The organism is Proteus sp. PR00208 (genome assembly GCF_016238545.1).
Taxonomy (GTDB): Bacteria; Pseudomonadota; Gammaproteobacteria; order Enterobacterales; family Enterobacteriaceae; genus Proteus.
Map to the genome: position 1 here is coordinate 276,144 of NZ_JAEHQE010000001.1, position 17,617 is coordinate 293,760.

At 36.8% G+C, this 17,617-nt stretch carries 24 protein-coding genes; 14 read left to right on the forward strand and 10 right to left on the reverse strand.

Translation table 11 applies throughout. From position 1 onward, the window contains the following. Nucleotides 1-109: 109 nt before the first annotated feature. The 6 genes from JEP36_RS01200 to JEP36_RS01225 form a co-directional block, all read right to left on the reverse strand. Complete coding sequence (locus JEP36_RS01200) at nucleotides 110-1,243, reverse strand: site-specific integrase (RefSeq protein ID WP_135052055.1); 1,134 nt, start codon at nucleotides 1,241-1,243, stop codon at nucleotides 110-112. Beyond that, nucleotides 1,218-1,469, reverse strand: a complete 252-nt coding sequence (locus JEP36_RS01205; RefSeq protein WP_017628380.1) for an excisionase — start codon at nucleotides 1,467-1,469, stop codon at nucleotides 1,218-1,220. The genes JEP36_RS01200 and JEP36_RS01205 overlap by 26 nt, the downstream gene beginning before the upstream one ends. A 69-nt stretch (nucleotides 1,470-1,538) precedes the next feature. Next, complete coding sequence (locus JEP36_RS01210; protein WP_166540060.1) at nucleotides 1,539-2,048, reverse strand: single-stranded DNA-binding protein; 510 nt, start codon at nucleotides 2,046-2,048, stop codon at nucleotides 1,539-1,541. Continuing rightward, a complete protein-coding gene (locus JEP36_RS01215) occupies nucleotides 2,048-2,659 on the reverse strand; it encodes an ERF family protein (RefSeq protein WP_088495883.1) in 612 nt (203 codons plus the stop codon). The genes JEP36_RS01210 and JEP36_RS01215 overlap by 1 nt, the downstream gene beginning before the upstream one ends. Before the next feature lies 1 nt (nucleotide 2,660). Further along, entirely contained in the window at nucleotides 2,661-2,987 is a 327-nt protein-coding gene (locus JEP36_RS01220) for a hypothetical protein (RefSeq protein ID WP_198629779.1), read from the reverse strand. A 12-nt stretch (nucleotides 2,988-2,999) separates the two neighbouring features. Continuing rightward, nucleotides 3,000-3,185, reverse strand: coding sequence for a host cell division inhibitory peptide Kil (locus JEP36_RS01225; protein WP_166540058.1), 186 nt, complete (start codon nucleotides 3,183-3,185; stop codon nucleotides 3,000-3,002). 497 nt (nucleotides 3,186-3,682) lie between these two features. Between JEP36_RS01225 and JEP36_RS01230 the strand changes: the two genes are divergently transcribed. Beyond that, nucleotides 3,683-3,895, forward strand: coding sequence for a hypothetical protein (locus JEP36_RS01230; RefSeq protein ID WP_198629780.1), 213 nt, complete (start codon nucleotides 3,683-3,685; stop codon nucleotides 3,893-3,895). A gap of 106 nt (nucleotides 3,896-4,001) precedes the next feature. On the opposite strand, the gene JEP36_RS01235 is transcribed toward JEP36_RS01230, so the two are convergent. The 3 genes from JEP36_RS01235 to JEP36_RS01245 form a co-directional block, all read right to left on the reverse strand. Further along, nucleotides 4,002-4,322: a transcriptional antitermination N peptide gene (locus tag JEP36_RS01235; RefSeq protein ID WP_166540056.1), complete on the reverse strand. Its 321-nt coding sequence runs from the start codon at nucleotides 4,320-4,322 to the stop codon at nucleotides 4,002-4,004. Between the two features lie 777 nt (nucleotides 4,323-5,099). Then, on the reverse strand, nucleotides 5,100-6,122 hold the full coding sequence (locus tag JEP36_RS01240) for a hypothetical protein (protein WP_161769461.1): 1,023 nt from the start codon (nucleotides 6,120-6,122) through the stop codon (nucleotides 5,100-5,102). 127 nt (nucleotides 6,123-6,249) lie between these two features. Beyond that, nucleotides 6,250-6,975 carry a LexA family transcriptional regulator gene (locus tag JEP36_RS01245; RefSeq protein WP_161769462.1) on the reverse strand — a complete coding sequence of 242 codons (726 nt, stop codon included), beginning with the start codon at nucleotides 6,973-6,975 and terminating at the stop codon, nucleotides 6,250-6,252. A 103-nt stretch (nucleotides 6,976-7,078) separates the two neighbouring features. Between JEP36_RS01245 and JEP36_RS01250 the strand changes: the two genes are divergently transcribed. The 13 genes from JEP36_RS01250 (at nucleotide 7,079) to JEP36_RS01305 (ending at nucleotide 14,443) form a co-directional block, all read left to right on the forward strand. Then, nucleotides 7,079-7,264 carry a Cro/CI family transcriptional regulator gene (locus JEP36_RS01250; RefSeq protein WP_161769463.1) on the forward strand — a complete coding sequence of 62 codons (186 nt, stop codon included), beginning with the start codon at nucleotides 7,079-7,081 and terminating at the stop codon, nucleotides 7,262-7,264. Nucleotides 7,265-7,407: 143 nt separating this feature from the next. Further along, a complete protein-coding gene (locus JEP36_RS01255; protein WP_166540054.1) occupies nucleotides 7,408-7,755 on the forward strand; it encodes a transposase family protein in 348 nt (115 codons plus the stop codon). A 95-nt stretch (nucleotides 7,756-7,850) separates the two neighbouring features. After that, nucleotides 7,851-8,024, forward strand: coding sequence for a hypothetical protein (locus JEP36_RS01260; RefSeq protein ID WP_004251793.1), 174 nt, complete (start codon nucleotides 7,851-7,853; stop codon nucleotides 8,022-8,024). Further along, complete coding sequence (locus JEP36_RS01265; RefSeq protein WP_166540053.1) at nucleotides 8,021-8,788, forward strand: helix-turn-helix domain-containing protein; 768 nt, start codon at nucleotides 8,021-8,023, stop codon at nucleotides 8,786-8,788. The genes JEP36_RS01260 and JEP36_RS01265 overlap by 4 nt, the downstream gene beginning before the upstream one ends. Next, nucleotides 8,788-10,173, forward strand: coding sequence for a replicative DNA helicase (locus JEP36_RS01270; RefSeq protein ID WP_166540052.1), 1,386 nt, complete (start codon nucleotides 8,788-8,790; stop codon nucleotides 10,171-10,173). Before JEP36_RS01265 ends, JEP36_RS01270 begins: the two co-directional genes overlap by 1 nt. Nucleotides 10,174-10,198: 25 nt before the next feature. Next, nucleotides 10,199-10,648 carry a hypothetical protein gene (locus JEP36_RS01275; protein ID WP_166540051.1) on the forward strand — a complete coding sequence of 150 codons (450 nt, stop codon included), beginning with the start codon at nucleotides 10,199-10,201 and terminating at the stop codon, nucleotides 10,646-10,648. A gap of 30 nt (nucleotides 10,649-10,678) precedes the next feature. Next, complete coding sequence (locus JEP36_RS01280; RefSeq protein WP_166540062.1) at nucleotides 10,679-11,320, forward strand: recombination protein NinG; 642 nt, start codon at nucleotides 10,679-10,681, stop codon at nucleotides 11,318-11,320. 52 nt (nucleotides 11,321-11,372) lie between these two features. Beyond that, a complete protein-coding gene (locus JEP36_RS01285; RefSeq protein WP_198629781.1) occupies nucleotides 11,373-11,771 on the forward strand; it encodes an antiterminator Q family protein in 399 nt (132 codons plus the stop codon). A 340-nt stretch (nucleotides 11,772-12,111) separates the two neighbouring features. Next, entirely contained in the window at nucleotides 12,112-12,324 is a 213-nt protein-coding gene (cspE, locus tag JEP36_RS01290; RefSeq protein ID WP_004244726.1) for a transcription antiterminator/RNA stability regulator CspE, read from the forward strand. A 7-nt stretch (nucleotides 12,325-12,331) separates the two neighbouring features. Next, complete coding sequence (gene ymcF / locus JEP36_RS17695) at nucleotides 12,332-12,472, forward strand: cold shock small protein YmcF (RefSeq protein WP_374189502.1); 141 nt, start codon at nucleotides 12,332-12,334, stop codon at nucleotides 12,470-12,472. Between the two features lie 157 nt (nucleotides 12,473-12,629). Beyond that, nucleotides 12,630-13,415 carry a hypothetical protein gene (locus tag JEP36_RS01295; RefSeq protein WP_115370360.1) on the forward strand — a complete coding sequence of 262 codons (786 nt, stop codon included), beginning with the start codon at nucleotides 12,630-12,632 and terminating at the stop codon, nucleotides 13,413-13,415. Continuing rightward, nucleotides 13,406-13,795, forward strand: a complete 390-nt coding sequence (locus tag JEP36_RS01300) for a hypothetical protein (protein ID WP_099659640.1) — start codon at nucleotides 13,406-13,408, stop codon at nucleotides 13,793-13,795. Before JEP36_RS01295 ends, JEP36_RS01300 begins: the two co-directional genes overlap by 10 nt. A gap of 189 nt (nucleotides 13,796-13,984) precedes the next feature. Next, complete coding sequence (locus JEP36_RS01305) at nucleotides 13,985-14,443, forward strand: Hsp20 family protein (protein ID WP_098943205.1); 459 nt, start codon at nucleotides 13,985-13,987, stop codon at nucleotides 14,441-14,443. A 288-nt stretch (nucleotides 14,444-14,731) separates the two neighbouring features. On the opposite strand, the gene JEP36_RS01310 is transcribed toward JEP36_RS01305, so the two are convergent. Then, on the reverse strand, nucleotides 14,732-17,128 hold the full coding sequence (locus JEP36_RS01310) for an AAA family ATPase (protein WP_232805387.1): 2,397 nt from the start codon (nucleotides 17,126-17,128) through the stop codon (nucleotides 14,732-14,734). Nucleotides 17,129-17,617: the final 489 nt, after the last annotated feature.

The window sequence follows — 17,617 nt, forward strand, 5'->3', positions numbered from 1 at the left end:
TTGTTGATTTGATAAATAGTTAACGGGAGCTTATTAGTTCCCGTTTATTTTTTGTACTATAAAATTCTTCCCCAAAATATCCCCAAAACTCTTCCCCAAAACTGTTCAATTAAACAGCAATAACTTGCCATTCTTTGCCTCTATCGTCGTGGTATTTATCAGTCATATTTTGTGTTTTATGCCCCAATAATTTTTGTGTATTAATTCCTTGCTCACGATAAAGTCGTTCTGATAAAGAACGTTGTTCATGGAAAGTAGGTGCTGTGCCTTTTTCCCAAGTTAACCCACATTTATCTCGTGCTTTTTTAAATGTTGTGGTTAACGTATTTGGCGTGACTTGTTCACCTCGTTTCGCTTGTGCGGTGGTATGCCGATAATGCACGAGATATTTACTTACAACAGCATCACGACATTGAGCAACAACCTCCCTTAATGAGAGGTTGATAGCCTCACATTTAAGCGAGAGAGGGATGGCTAACTTACTGCCCGTTTTTTCTTGCTGTACATGTAACATGTCATCCCAAATATCAGAGAATTTCATTTTACAGATATCACCGATCCGCTGACCTGTGGTTAAGGCTAATAACATGCCACATTGCAGGTAAGGAGGGTGGTTCTTAGCTTGCTGATAAATAGCGCGCCATTCTTCCAATGTCATGCGTTCTCTTTTCACTCTGTTCCGTGGTTGTTTAGTTGCTTTCGCGGGATTGTAACCAGGCGGAACATAGCCAGCATGTTGAGCTTCTTTAAATACATCAATAAGCACCATGCGAACGACCTGCGCCATTCTTGAATGTCCTAATACTTTGACGGAATCTATTATTTCAGCAATATCTAATGCGGTTATCTCTTTTAATATTTTCGTACCACAATACTGACGGAATAAATTAATAGGCTTCATTTTTTGTCGATAAGAATTAATTTTTAATTCACCGATATCTAATCTTTCTTTTTGAATATCTAAATATTTATCTATCCATATATCGACAGATATTTCAGACTTGTTTGTCTTAATTTTTGATAACCGTTCATTAATACTTAATAACTGTCGAGTATGTTGTTCAGCAATAATTGTATTGGCCTGAATGGCGGTTTCTCTCGCTTCTTGCTCGTCGGTACCTAAGCTATGAAATTTACCTGTGAAGGGATGTTTATATTGCCAATAAATTTTGCCGTTACGTTTATCTAGCTTTCGATATAGATTAGGGATGATAATTTTATGGGTTCGTGGTCGGGCAGCCATCTGTAATTATCCTCTTAAGTCGTTCCGTTGATTTAGTAGGAATTTGAGGGAGAGACAGATAGCCCACATAACGAGCTTCTCTATCAACCATCCACTTGCGGCCAACTTTCATTGCAGGTGGTGCAATAAGGTTATTCTTTGCGTATTTTTGTAATACCGTCATGCAAGGAGAGGCATCTCCAAATTCCAACCTTGCCCACGCTTCAAGAGTCACCATTCTTGACATATTTTCTCTCCACGTTATTTATACTCAGTTTAAATAAATATTAATTAGCGTAATTCGTTAAGCAGTATTTTAAATAATATGAATAGCGATACGAGGATAAGGTAATCCAATCGGCGCAAAAGGAATATCATCATCAAAGTCCATTGGGGGGTCATTATGTTTAGGAGATTGTTGAGGGCTCCATCCGTGTTGATGAGGTGATGGTTGTGACTTTTGGTTACCTGCCTGATTGTTGTTACCTAACATTTGCATTGAGCCATTAATATTCACTACAACTTCCGTGCTGTATCTGTCTTGTCCATTTTGATCTTGCCATTTACGTGTTTGTAATTGACCTTCGATATAGACTTGTGAACCTTTACGCAGATATTCGCCAGCAATTTCGGCGAGCTTTCCAAATATCACAACTCTATGCCATTCGACATGTTCCTTGGTTTCACCTGATTGTTTATCTTTCCATGAATCGCTGGTGGCTAATGTAATATTAGTAACTGCATCGCCATTTGGGAGGTAACGCATTTCAGGATCTTGACCTAGATGTCCTATCAATAAGACTTTGTTTACACCTTTACTTGCCATTACATCGCCTCCAATTCTGATTTTCTGATGTTATATACTTCCTTTGCTTTTGATTGTTCAGGCGTTTTCCTGAGTAACTTCCATGTTTCACCAAATTCTTTTTTCAAAATATTGAGATCTGTAATAGCCATTGCTGAATTAGTAAAATCTTTCAATATTTGATCTGGTGTTCTCGGTGCTACATTGTGGACTTCTGCATCAGCATCGATTGCTGTTTCTTCGGTTGGTATACAAAATGTTTGGAAAGCTGCGTATTTATATGCAATAGACATGGCTTTGTTTGTGGCTTTGTCTCCGCTATCCATCGCTTCACCATAAGTCACAACCGTGTGTTTACTTCCGTCTTCAACAGAAACAAATTCAAACTCAGCTTTCACTACGACATAGAATAACAAGCCACCTCTTTGTGTTTGTCTTTCCGTGACGGTACGTTCGATGATCCGTGGAAGAATAAGCAATCCATGCTTAACTAGAGCAGGAGCGAGGGCATTATATACAGCGTCAATTCCTCTGAACATAAATCCTTGTTGTTGATTTACACTTCCTTTTTTAATGCCCGTTTCAGCCATTTCTCTAGCAACATTACTAATAGCTTTGTATACAGCAGTCATATTAATCCCCTAAATATTGACCTTGACGGCGATCACTTCCGTAGTAATCGACTTCAAATTTATTACTAGGCGTATATGTCCTTTTTGAATCTCGTTGGGCTTGAATATGCTCAGGAAGAGGAGGGTGATTCTTGGATGCATCTAAATTCATATACCAAAGCGTCATAGCGAGTCGCTGTTCAGCTATGCTATGCGAATTGTTAGGTATTTCTCCTTCAATAATCGCTATTGCATGAGCGAGAGCTTCTTTTAAATTCCTTTTCGGAGTAGGTGAACTTAGTCGAGGGTATTTATCATTTGGGTATATTTGATTATTAAAATTATTCACAAAAAATTACCTCTATCCATAGAGCCTATTCATTGGGATATTAATTTCTTTGCATACCTTTGCGTTGTATTGCTGTTTTATGCCATAAGCCTGTTTTAATGTCTGATTGGCCTTATTCCATCCATGTTCATCTTTGAGAAAATGGGCGATCCCTGCTTGGCTTTGGGCTAAACAAAGTGTGTATTTATCAATGTTCATGTTTACCTCTGGATGTGCAAAATCCTCACTAATTAAGTGATAGTGGTAATGATTGATATTCTGGTGTTGGCGAAAAAAGATTTAGACGAGAGGGAAATATTTTTATTAATGTTTAACTTTGTTTACTAAGGTATTTAAAACGGCTTTTTTTAATGCCGTTTTTATCGCATTTTCTCCAATCAAATTATCTGAGAAGTCACTTAACAATATAGCTAATTCAGGAATGTCATCTGAAGCATTTATTTGAGTGTTTACTTCTACTCGATGTTTTATTTTCAATGTGATTTAAAGTTAATTTGACGTTAATAACGATAGAAGTATCTTGTTGAGTCATGATTTATTTCCTATTGGTAAAGTTATTGCAACCCATCTTATAAACGGTAATTATTTAACTGTGCCTGCTTTTAACCCGTCAGGCGAGGTGGTTCTTACATTCCCCAACATAAGAAATCTGTGTATAATTCAATCACCCCAACATAATTAAAAGGATTGAATTAATGAGCAATAGAGTTATCTCTGATGACAACCCTGTTAAACGAGTTGCTTTTGATATGGCGCTGGCGTTGGCAGTAAAACAAGAGTCCATTAAAACACCAGAACAATTGATGTCTGAAATTGAAGCGCTTTATCCTGAGTGTTTAGACGTTGCTAAAAAGCAGTACGAAAAAGAAATTCCGCCTCCGGTTAGTTTTTTTACAAAAAAACGTTAAGTATCTAATGCTGCGAGAGTTGTATTTAGTATGGCTCTTGCTACTGTATTTGAGTCGAAGTTATCATTATTGGAGTAGGGTTCAATTTCTTTTTCGTTATTTTCCCCTATCTAGCCGTAACACCGAACTCACTGCTCGGTTGTTTTGTTTTAACTCCTGAAAATATTAATACATCTGGTAAACAGCAGTTGTTAGGTGATGGTTGATAATTAGGTTCAATATTTCTAGTCACAGGAATGTGGCTTAGCGATAGTGTCTTTTCAACGCGGTTTAATTTTTTAGTTTCTAGTTGAAATATTGAGTCTAGTTGCATCTCAATATCTCTAATTGCAATGGCTTCGACTTTCCGTCTGGCATGACGTCTATTTGCAGAGTTACCACGTAAAAAGTCTGGTTTGCGTGATTTCTTCACTTTTATAGTTGCCATATATCCTCCAAACAGTTGGCTTTAGTGATTGGTGATAAAATAATGAAACACCAATCCGAAAACCTTCTGAGAAGGTTGACGCTTTATCAGCGTCGCCGTTCTGGTAGCTAATACACAGCTCGCCACCATCGTTGTTAAAGAACATCAACGTGCTGTGTTCCGTTGATATAGTTTATATTACAAACGGTAATTTATGTTGTCAATACCTGCGGTAATAATTAATTGCATTTGCGGTAATATTGTTGATTTTTAAGTGAGATTATTTTCAAAAAAATCTGAAATTAGAATACTGATCACTTTTTAGAAATGAAAGGACATAACAATCTTTAAATAGAGGGATAGAATTATTTATTCTCGTTATTTATAGTATCAAATATATCATTGTTCAATTTTTGAACATTTAAAAAATTAACAATGAAGAAGAATATTGAATAGAGTATTAAGAAAAACAGTATTAACGATGGAAAAATGGTAATTGAAAACCATTTAGTATCAAAAATGTATACTTCATCTTTTGTGTATTGGCTTAATATTAAGCATAGTGTAGATAGAGTAAAATATCTTAAGAAAGAATTTCTTACTTCTCTGAGCTCGGTTCTTATTGCAGATATATATGAAGTGTTCCTTACCCCTGACATATTAAAAGTGACAATAAGACCGAGACCAATAGAGAACATAATCCCGCAAACTGAATACAGTGTTGATATTAAAAAACTATCCGGTTGCCATTCAATGAAAGTTGAACAGGTTATGGTTAATATCAACATTGTAATACAGCTAAATATTTGGATTTTCACGTTCTATATCTATGAGGTAGCGACTCATCTCCTGAAAAAGCATTTGTTCATTTAGTTTACCAGTATCAGTAAGCTCAATGTCAACAAATTTTGTTTTTAGTAGGTCTTTTCCTTTGATCTCGGTTTTTCCGTCTTTTCTTTTGAAAGTAACATTATCTAAGTCACTTACAGGTTTTAATGTTGCACCTAATATATTGGCATAATCTTCATCTGTCATTTTTCTGGGTTTAGAAAATTTTATTAATAGTTCGGCAGATACAATTTTGTTGTCCATGAGTTCTTTAAGACTAGATGATTTTGATAATGACGCTTTTATTGCATGCATGACTATATGGTCAAGCCTTATTTTTTTACTTTTTTCTTCGACAACTGTAACCGTATGTTTTTTTTCTTCAGTTGTATCATTTGAGCTGAGAGGATCTCCTAATTTAATTGGCTCAGAGTCTTTTACTGATATTGCACTTAAATCCTTTAATTGCGTTTGATTTTGAATATCTATCATAGGTGTAAATTCTAATAACTCATTTTTTGTCAGCCAACATATGTAAGTTTGAAGAGATGCAATAGTTGTTCTTAGTGGTAAATTTGTTATTAAATATTTATCATTTATACAAAAATAAAAATGGTTTTTACATACAACTAGAGAGTCAATTTTTGAACTTTCTAATTCATCTAGTGTGAAATCTTTTTTCTCAAAAAGTTTGTCTGGAATTTGCTCTAATTCGTTACTTGGCGTTATTCTAAGCATAGTGCAAAAAACTGAATTGCTTTTTGTTGATATCTCGTAACAAGAAATTAGATCCTGTTCTTGACTTGGATCTTCTGAGTTTAACAGCATACATCTATCTTTTACTTTAATAGTATTTTCTAGTTTTTCTAAAATTAAACCTTTTGCTGGACTTTTGTTTGAAGATAATTCTTTGTTCTCTATTTTAAATGCTCTCAGTCGTACCTTTCTTGATTTTGCTTTTTTATTTTGTTTTTTCGGGTTTTCTTCTGCCATTTTTCATCCTACCTGTATAATAAAAAGTTAGATTATTAATGATTAAGGAATTACCACAGTCACGATATATCATTAGATTAATTTACTAATCTACAATATTCATGCCCTAAAACAAATTATCAAATCGCTAGAAAAGTTTTTTACCCACCTTTTCATAAATATCGATATATTTTATTGGTTTAACGATTGCAGCAACATAATGTATCGTATCCACTTGAGTTGGTGATAGCGTTATTGGTTTATGTGAGTTGTTGATGCTGGTGAATTGATAGTCACCATCTCTAGTTTTATTAAATATTTTGATCATGTTATGGCCATCAATAGTGCGCACAAACACTTCATCACCTGTTTTTACGGTGGTGTTAGGTTCAACAACAACATATTCACCTGACTGAATGCGGGGCCACATACTATCGCCTTTAACTTTAAGCCCGTATGCATCCACATCATCACTGTATATTTTTAACCATCCGCTATGGGCTTCGATCATATCAACAGCACCATCGACACCTAGAAATGCTTCACCACGTACTTGTACCAATCCTGAAGGCATTTCACCAATATATTCAATATCATCATCCATTGATTTGGCTAATGACATTATTTGTTTTGATATGGATGGGCTTATTTCATTTACTGACACTTGTAGTATTTTTGCAAATGTAGCCACTGCTTTAGGATTTAGTGGATTTATCCCATTTAGATAATGGCTTACAGCACTTTGATTGACACCTAGCTTTTCAGCTATGTCCTCTTGGTTTATTCCTAGCTCTTTACGCTTAGCGGAATAAATTGATTTTAGCCTGCTAGCGTCAGCTAACTGCTCTTCTGATAATGGTTTTTTTTTGCTCATGTCGATATTTTATTACCAATAGTTATATTTTGAAAATACCGCAAGTATTGACTTTTTTATTACCGAACATAATAATTGGTTAATGCATTCAAAGGAGAAGAATATGAACGAATTAGCTCTAAGAGATTATGTAAAAGAGTATGGTCAAGATAAGACGGCCAAAGCGATAGGGGTTACTCAAGGCGCTATAAGTAAAGCGTTAAGAGATGGAAGAAACATTATTTTATCGCACACAGAGAATGGTATTAAAGCAATTGAAATAAAACCATTCCCAAGAACTAAAAAGTAAACACTACCCGCTCTTTAACAATCGCAGTTTTTGACTGCTACGGAGTCGCTGATAAAGCGACAACTCTTCCCCCAATATCAACTCATACGGAATGAGCCACGGATCATTATTGTCCCTTAGTTAACTCATAAGGACTTTAAACAATGGAATGCGCAAATACACGCAAACAATTCAATCAATTTATCTCTAATCACCTAATAGCTTCAGCATTACAAGCATTGAGAAATAAAACTCAGTCTGCCGTGGCTAGAACGTTAGGTGTCCATGATTCAACAATCCTACGTCGAACTGAAAAATATCCTGAAATATGCGAAACGCTTGTCGCATCGGGAATTATTGATTTTGTGATGGAAGGAGAACGAAAAATCTCAGAAGAAGAGTACCGATTTTTGTGGAAACAAATGGGTGAACTTTCTCAAATGAAAATAAAAGAAAACGCCTCGGTTGCGGCAACAAACGAGGCGTGTTGTTCAATGGAATTCACCATTTAACGTACAAATATACTGTATCAATATCCAGTTTTTATCACAAGGGGAAATTTCGGTTTCCCTTTTTTGATACAGCTTTGGAATGGAGAAATTATACCATGAGACAAAGAATAAATCATGAATTTAATGGCTGTGATGAGCATAAAAACATCATGAGAAATAGGCTATTACAAGAAATAACCCCACTGGGTTGTCAGCGTTTAAAGGAAGCACTGAAAGACGCAAAATTAAGGAAAGCACATCGGGATAAGTTATTAGGAGAGCGAAAATGAGTATGCTTCTAATGGCAAAAGCCATGCAGTTACAGGTGGGGAGTACAGCACAAAAAATGGTGCTACTTAAACTTGCCGATAATGCCAATGATAAAGGTGAGTGCTTTCCTTCTTATGAAACTATTGCACGTCATTGCGAAATTAGCCGTCAAAGTGCGATAAACCACATTAAAAGTTTATGTAAAAAAGGGCTTGTTCGTAAAGTTACGCGAAAAACTGATAAGGGGCATACTTCCAATTTATATATTCTGGATTTGGAGGCTAAATCTCTTGATGACGGTAGTCAAAATACAGTACCACCTAGTCAAAATTCTGTACCAGAGGTAGTCAAAGAATTTGACCACGGTAGTCAAACAGTTGGACTAGGGGGTAGTCAAAAATTTTTACCCAGAACCAGTCAGTCTTTTAACCAGTCAATTAACCTTAAAAAACTATCGTCTGACGACTCGAAACCTGCAAAGCAGATTTCGGTTAATCGACAAACTAAAATTCCTTATCAGGAAATTATGCAAGCCTTCAACGAATCGGCAGGGGATAGATTACCCAATGCCGAATCACTGAATGACAAACGCAAACGAGCAATATCCAAATTCCTGAAAGAGCTCAAAGAACCCACAGTTGAATCAGCTAAAAATTATTTTGATTATTTTATGGAAACGGCGAGTGCTTGGTATTTCGGCGAAAATAATCGGGGTTGGCGAGCGAATTTTGATTATTTACTCAGACCTGAAACGGTACTCAAAACAAGGGAAGGAGCACTGTGATGAACCAAGTTCCGAATAATTTAATGGCGGAACAAAATGTTATTGGAGGACTCCTGCTTGACCCGCAAAGTGATAATGCGCAATCAATTTTTTCACTGCTAAAACCTGAAGATTTTTATGCCCGACACCATCAAATTATTTATCTCACCCTGCGAGAAATGTATACCCAACGTATGCCAATAGACATCATGACGGTGACGGATTGTCTGGAGTCAAAAGGCCGAATTAATCAATCAGGTGGTTTTGCCTATCTTGCTGAGATGGCAAGAGAAACACCGAGTATTGCTAACATTATGGCTTATGCGAAAAAAATCCGAGAGTGTTCCGCACAGCGTTTTGTTATCGAAAAGACGGTTGAAATTCAAAAACTCATGATGGCGCCAAGTGAGTTAGGTTTTACAGATAAAATTGAACAAGCACAACGCTTGCTTGATGAAGCTACGTCGTTTGGAAAAATGGGAAAAAAAACAGGGCTACGCCGAATTGATGATGTGTTGGATGATGTTTTTACCGACATTTGTGACCGACAAGATAACCCAGAGAAACATCGAGGATTAAAAACGGGATTTAAAGATTTTGACCGTCTATTAAGCCCAAAACAGATTGTCATAGGCTCACTGTTCGTGATTGGTGCTCGCCCTAAGATGGGGAAAACAACCGTTCTCACTGAAATGGCAAAGAATGTCTCACAACAAGGTAAGCCTGTATTGCTGTTCAGCATGGAAATGACAGACAAACAGCTTGTTGAACGGACACTAGCCCAACAAACCCAGATTAATTCAGATAAATTTTACCAAAAGTTAGAAGAGCATGAATGGGATAGGCTTTGCAGTGCCATCGGTCGCCTTAAAGATGAGCCCTATATTTGGGTGGATGATACACCAGGCATGTCCTTACAGCATATTCGCTCTGAAAGTCGGAAAATCAAACGCAAAGTCGGTGATATTGGGTTTATTGGTGTCGATTACCTCACTCTGATGCAGGCGGGAAAAGCTGACCGCAATGATATTGCCTATGGTGAAATCACTAAGGGGCTAAAAATATTGGCAAAAGAGCTCAATACGGTGGTTGTGTTGCTTGTACAACTGAATCGAGGATTGGAAAACAGGGCTGATAAACGTCCCGTGCCAAGTGATTCAAGAGACACAGGACAAATCGAGCAAGATTGTGATTATTGGTTAGGCATTTATCGTGATGCGGTGTACCACGATAATGCGGATGAAACGCTGACCGAAATGATTTTAAGGCTCAATCGACACGGTAAAACAGGCACCGTGTATGTTGATCAACAAGGATTGAGTATTACGCCAGTTGATCAATATATGGCTGCATATCGCGCTCAACCGAAAAAGGAACCCAAAAGATATTGTGAAAAATCGTTTTAACTCATAAAAGTAAAAAGGAGGTCAAGTGACAGATGATATCTGTCTCCATAAGTCCAATCTCAACAGTATTTTCAAAGTGCTCTCCGAAATCGTGACAACAGGTAAACGCTATCGCATCAAAATCACCGAGTGGCGTGATTTAAGAACCATACCAATGAATAAAACATGGCGTATGTGGATGAAAACCACAGGCGAGTGGTTACGTGCGCGTGGCGTTGTTATCGATATTAAAAATGGTGTCGGTGAAATCGTTTTATCAAAGCCCATCACTAATGAGGAAACTCATGAATATTTTGTTGGACATTGGTTAGGGCGCAATGAAAACGGTGAGCGTGAAAAAACCAGCAAGATGGATAAAGCAAGGATGCTTTACATGATGGAGAAACATGAACAATGGTGCATTGAGAAGGGAATTCCGATCATCATTCCTAGCAATTCTGAATATATGAGTTTGAAAAGAAATCAAGAGGAATAATTGCTGATGGATAAATCAAAGGAAAACATAATGAAGTCGCTAAGGCGACGGCGCTGTAAAATATGTAGAGAATGGTTTCACCCCAAATACAGTAATATTTGGTGGTGTTGCCCAGAACACGGCGCAGAACTGGCAATAAAACGAAGGAATAAGGAAAAAGAAAAAGCGTTAGTAAAACTCAAAAAGGCACAAAGAGAAAAGGAAATCAAAGCAAGAAACAAACTCAAAGCCCGCAAATTAGCAGTAAAACCTACCTCATATTTTATCAAACAAGCTCAAACTGCGTTTAATCAATATATCAGACTCAGAGATCATGATGAGCCCTGTATTAGTTGTGGTGAAATTAATCCCCCTGATTTACATGGAGGACAGTGGGATTGTGGTCATTTTTTATCTGTGGGTTCACACCCTGAGCTGAGATTTGATGAACGTAATGCATATAAGCAATGTAAATCATGTAATGGTGGAGCTGGGCGATTTACTCATAAAAATGCCAGTGTAAGTCAAAAATATGAGGAAAAACTTATCGAAAAATTTGGTCAAGAATTAGTTGATTGGTTACGAGGACCTCATGAGCTTCCGCATTGGCGACGCGAAGATTATATCCAGATACGCGATAAATACAGAGAGAAGGTGAGGCAATTAAAACGAGAAAGAGAGATGAACGTGTAAATGATTAATCAATAGTAATAAATAAGGCAAAAATGGTTTGGAGAATGCGTGTATGAGAGATATGCAGGAAGTTTTATCACGTTGGGGAGCGTGGTCAGCTAATGAGGGGAATAGTATCGATTACTCATCAATCGCCGCAGGTTTTAAAGGATTAATTCCAAGTTCAAGACGAGGCCGAGAGCAATGTTCAGATGATGATGGCTTAAAAATCAATAAAGCGGTATTACATTTAAAGGTAAATAATAGTTACTTGTTTCAGTTGGTTATTATGTACTATGTGAAGAATTATCCTTTGCGTTCAATGGCTTCAAAACTCGGTATTTCTCATAATGAAGTGGCTAAGCGATTGCAGACAGCGGAAGGATTTATTGAGGGATGTCTATCGGTTGATAACATAAAATTAGACATGGATAAAATAATTAGAAAACACCATATTTACAGTCTTGTGTAATTACAAAACACAATATATTGTGTTAATAATGGTTTTGATGTTATAGCTCTTATCTATTGAAAACCTCGTGAGTATAACGGGGTTGTATTTTTTATAGGTCTACTTAAGCTGATTTACCGCTAAAAAATAAAGTTTGCTATCTGAATTTTTCTATGGCTTAATAGCGTCACTGGTTTGGAAGTACAGACCTATTTATGTTAGTAAGTTTAAAGTTGTTCCCGTTTAGCGTTATCCTCGATACCTCTTCATTGTGAATTCCTTCTAATTAATACCCATAAGTAAAAATACAAAACAAACCGCATATGCCTTATGGCAAATTAAATAAATTAAAGGAAATTCTATGTCTAATACAATGACTGGTACAGTAAAATGGTTCGATGAGGGTAAAGGTTTTGGTTTTATTACTCCAGCTGATGGCAGCAAAGATGTCTTCGTACATTTCTCTGCAATCCAAAGTGATAGCTTCAAAACATTAGCGGAAGGCCAACAAGTTTCATTCACCATGGAAAATGGTATGAAAGGCCCAGCAGCAGGCAACGTGGTGGCCCTCTAAAGGCGCTATTACTATTCGCCTCTATTTTAAATGCCCAAGTTGTTGCGGTTCACAATATAGAACATCACAATTTGATGTCACAGTGAACAACCCACACGGCGCAAAATGTATCTTTTGCAAAAGTGTGATGACAGCTCAAATGAGTTGAGCATTAAATAGTTGAATATACAAAACCTCGCTTCGGCGGGGTTTTTTGCTATCTATTACTAAGCCAAAATTGCTCATTTCTAAGTTGAGAATTCAACATAAAAATCATAATATGGCTAAAGATTTTCTAATTTGAACTTTAGCTAAAAGATAAATATATGCAGCCAATTCATAAATCAGAAGAATTAATGAAATCACTTCAAGAGAGAATTTCAAATGAAGAGGTATCTAATGACTTTGAATTAATGCAAATTCTTAAGGAAATAGAGAAATATAGTAGTGGGTTAGAAAAAAACCATTTAAAAGCGTTGGCATATAGTCTGAATAACGACATTGATAAAGCGTCTCATTATTTCGAATTATCTTTACAAGTCAGCAATATAGATTACGCTAGAAATTATTTGGCTGTTATTAATCAACGAGCTTCTAATATCAAATATATGCATTTACTTCATCGTTTTGCAGATGAGTATGAGTCACCTACATTCTCTTATTTAGCATACCAATCATGTCTTTATATTGCTGATCTGAGTAAAGCCGAAAAATTTATGGCTAAAGTTATTAAACTATCAGATGAAGATAAAAGAAATGGATATTTAAATGAATTTAAGAATGCTAGGCATGCATTAATGAAATATCTCAAGTTGTCAGGTCTAGAAGAAAAAAACTTAATGACTTTGGCAAACTTGATTATTGCCATCCTAGATGAGTGGAATATCCAAATAGTAGCTATAAATTATACCAATACATCAGCTTATGATGAACAATCTAATTTATTTATGATGACGGCTGAATGTGATGATGTAGAAGTATTATCTGATATGAATATCGAGTTAGCGTATAGATTGACTGAGTACGATGAATTCATAGGTAAGAATTTTAGTGTATTTATTGGTGGTGTTGATGATGTATCTAAGTTAAAGGAACGACTAAAGTGGCTATAACATGTCTAGACATACTTGAATTTTCGAAAGGTTGCATAGAAATAGAAAATGAAGTTGGATATCGAAATGCAATATCTAGATCCTACTATGCAGCATATCATTGTATTTATCCAATGATGATGCATGGCCCACAAGATAGCCATCAAGGATTGATAGATTACTTAGCTCGGTCAGACAGTGCTGAAAGAGAAAAGTATAATAAAAAAGACTTGCTTGCTCTACATTATGCTTTGAAAAATATGAAAGGAATGAGAGTAATAGCTGATTATCATTTAACTTGTGACGGAATGAACAAGATTAATGCAAAGGCAAATATAGCTACAAGTGAGAAAACGATCAATAAAATGCTTGAAATGAAGTCTAATAAAACTCAAATTTAATGCAAATGAGTTAAGTTAACCAGATCCCAAACCTCGCTTCGGCGGGGTTTTTTGCTATCTACAATCTCATATTGGCTAAAGATAAAAAATTTAGATTTTGGGCCTTGAAAAATTTTTGCTCGTTCATATTTATATTTTGGGTAAATAAGATATCACCCATAATTCACTAAATACTGAAGGAGGAGTTATATGCCTAACATTAAACCTTTTTCATTATTCCCAACATTATCTGACAACTTACTTTCAAATCGTTTTGATCAGATAGATCGCCTGTTTAGTCAGTTAACAGGTAGTAAGCCAATTGCATCACCTGTACAAACTTATAACCTGAAACAGATTGATGATAACCATTATGAATTGACAGTAAGTGTGCCTGGATATCAAGAAAATGACTTATCGGTTTCATTGAAAGGAAGTCGTTTATTGATTGAAGGGAAAAAAGAAGAAAAATCAGAAGAAGACAATGATAAATGGATCCACCGAGGCATATCTCAAGGGCAATTTACGTTGCAATTTGACCTCGGTAAAAATGTTAAAATAGACAAAGCCGATTTATCAAGTGGACTTCTGACCATTGCTATTGAGTATGAATTACCTGAAGAAGAAAAACGGCAAACAATAGCGATAGAAAATAAAGATAAAAAATAATTGAGTTAGATAACGTGAATAAGATTAAGGCTACGCATAATGTGTGGCCTTAATTGTTAAATTGTATTAGCTCAGACTTGGGGCTCATAGGTAGAATATTATTAGAAATTACAGTCTGGTTTGAGCGAAGAGCGGAAGTTCATTATTCATACCTGTTTTTAGTTCTACACTCCTTTTGAGAATTCCGATTTTTCATATATCAGTAAGCACTTTTCGTTGGGCTCGAGAGGTGCATTCCAGATTCAAATGGCGCCTCACTCACCGCAAAAAACTCTTTGTGCCTTTTTCCTAAGGTGTCCTAGGTGGTTCACCTATGCTCTTCAACAGCGCATTGTATTGATGCGGATCTGCCGTATAAATCTTGTCCAATACGTAATTTGCCACCTTGGAAATTTCTGGAATCTCCACAGGTTTGAATCCACGATCTGGGATCGATTCAAGATGTGAAAACTCGTTGTTAAGTCTATTCACAAGAGCTATTGCAGTCGGATCTTCTTCGCCAAAGAATTTCTTGATTCTCTCAAAGGCATCGTTCTTGTCATCTTGATGAGGGAACTTAAAGAATAAAAATGCCTCAAGAAACTTACGGAGGTTGTTGCCGAATCCATAGAATGGTTCATGAGATTTATTCGCTGCACCTTGATTGCGGCACTTGTAGATCTGATGAAATAGGTAGTTGAATTCAGTGATGTAGTCTCGCAGATATGAAGGCATCAATGAAATCTGACTTGCCCCTTCGTTTCTCTCCACGATGAAATGTTGGTATCCACCGTGATTCTTCTCATTAGGAAATGATATTTTCTTTAGATATTTCAAGAAATCTAGGTTGTGGGTGGATATGAAAAGCTGCTTGTAGCGATAGCTGTTTGTTCCGTCTGCATTCTTGATGGGTTTCGCAATCAGGCTTTCAATCAAACTGAACATGAAGAAGATGTGATTCCCGTCTAGGCTGGAAATTGGGTCATCTATATAAATGATCAGATCCTTGCCTTTGCTGTCTGGCTCCTCCAGCTTGGCTATGAAGTAACAGAAAGCAATCAGACTGCATTCGCCTTCACTCAAGTTGTAGGCTGATTTACCATCTCTGGTGACTTCAAACTTAACTGAATTATTCTCAATATTGTCCTTAGCGGCAAGTTTGATGCCATCGTGACCAAAGAAGTGACTAAGCAAGTCATTCACTCGCTTCGCGCCCTTGCGTTCATCCTTCTGTTGGCCCAGTAGGCGGGTCACTTCAGCCTCTTGTTTGATAATTTCGAGTTTTGCCTCGGTAAATACAGTGTTTGCAGTGTCAGAATCTGTTTTGAGACTGGCAATACGCGTTAACTCAGCATCGTAGGTAATGTCTCCAATAAAGGAAGCTACATCGGTAAGTCGAAGAGATTCGCGTGCAATATTTTTATCTTTTCCCAGTGAACTTGTACGGCTGTTATTTCTAGCGATCAGGTCATTGATGTCGCCCACGCATTGCTGAATTGCAATCGGGTCGTGAATGTAGACAGGTATGGCAACCTGCTGAAAAATGGTGTTCTTTCTCTTATCCAATGCAGCATTCAGAGCTTTGAGATCCTGCATGTAAACTTTCAGGTAATTATCAAGTTTTCTCTTGCTAGCTTCAAATAAGATTTTTTCTTCTGCATAGAACTTATCACCAGTCAAAACCAAGAAGTTAGGAATGGCTTGGATTTCTGTGGCGATGGAAGACAGGCATGAATCGATACACGACTCCAGATCCGAGGATTCCTTACTAAAGTGAGAGTCTAATACCTGCCAGATGTCATGGGGAAGGCTTTGACGACAGAAGGCGCAAGTGTCTCGTTTATCTTTATGTAGCGGTATGCCTTGCTTTACCCACGTTTGAAGAGCCGCCTCATTCAACAGTTCCTGAATTGGCAGGGTTGGCTTAATCAATCTTGAAAGGAGTTCTTCGGCTTCCTTGCTTATTGATTCTATGTTGAGGCTTAATGATACGGTATAGGTAATATCAGGTAGGGCCTCTTGCTTCAAGAGGTTGACCTTGGCAGCTTGTTCTTCGGTTGTCAGCGGTATGAAGCTAGGTTTTTTGACAGAGCTAATGTCTCTTTTGATACTGTCTATATTGTAAACAGCAGGGCCGTAGATGCGATTCAGCTTAATCTTACTGTTGGCATGAGAACGAAGTTTGCCTTCCAGAGCATCAGACGCAGTTTTATGAATGCCTTTCGTTCGATCTCGTTCTTTCTTTTTAACTTCAAGTTCATGTCGGAGGCCTGCCTTCGACTCAACACTGCCTAACTTAGTTTGGATTGCGATAATGGCATCTTCGATCTCTTTATTCTTTTCACCAACGATAGCAAACGTCTTGATCTCTCCGTCGCTTTGATTGACCAAAAAGCTTAGGTTATCGCTCACAAAGTCTCGATTGTAGACCCGAACATCGTAGCTATGACCGACAAGGTCTGCCTGTGTTACATCACCGTTATCACCGCGAATAATAAAATTTGGATCCACAAAATTGTGTGGAATGCGTCCTGTTTCCAAAGCACGGAAAATTCGCGAGAGTGTAGTTTTACCAGAGTAGTTTCGTCCATAGAGAATGTTGAGCCTCTTGAAATTCTGGACATTATTACCTGTATCTTTAAGGCTATTTCTCCAACTAAGTTTTGTGAAACTACCAAAATTATCAATGTCAACCTGACTGAACATGAACACTCCTCTAATGTTGGCTATTAGTTGCCAATTTGCAAATAAACAAATTGTTCATTTAGTTTACTCTAAGATTAAGGAATGTTTGGGCTGGTTATTAATACAGCATAGAACGTATTATATGAAGGGGTTCAACATCCATCTAAAGGCCATAAAAAGTTCATAGACATAGCCTAGGGTAATGAAACTGTGATCTGCTCCGCACAAGTAGATAGAATGGTATCAATATCCACTATTGGCACTGTGCGGACTATCTGATTAGTTTTATCCTTAAATCATAGTAATATTAGATCGAATCTGATCATATATCTCTAAATTATAAATATAAAAGAACTACCCAACACAAAATAAAAAAATGCCGATACGCTAGGAGTCATATCGGCATATAAAATAAACGCAAGAAGCAATGTAAGTCATGTCGTACTAATTCGTATCAAACCTGTCAATTTGATACATTTGTAATGATAATTATTCTCATTAATATATTCA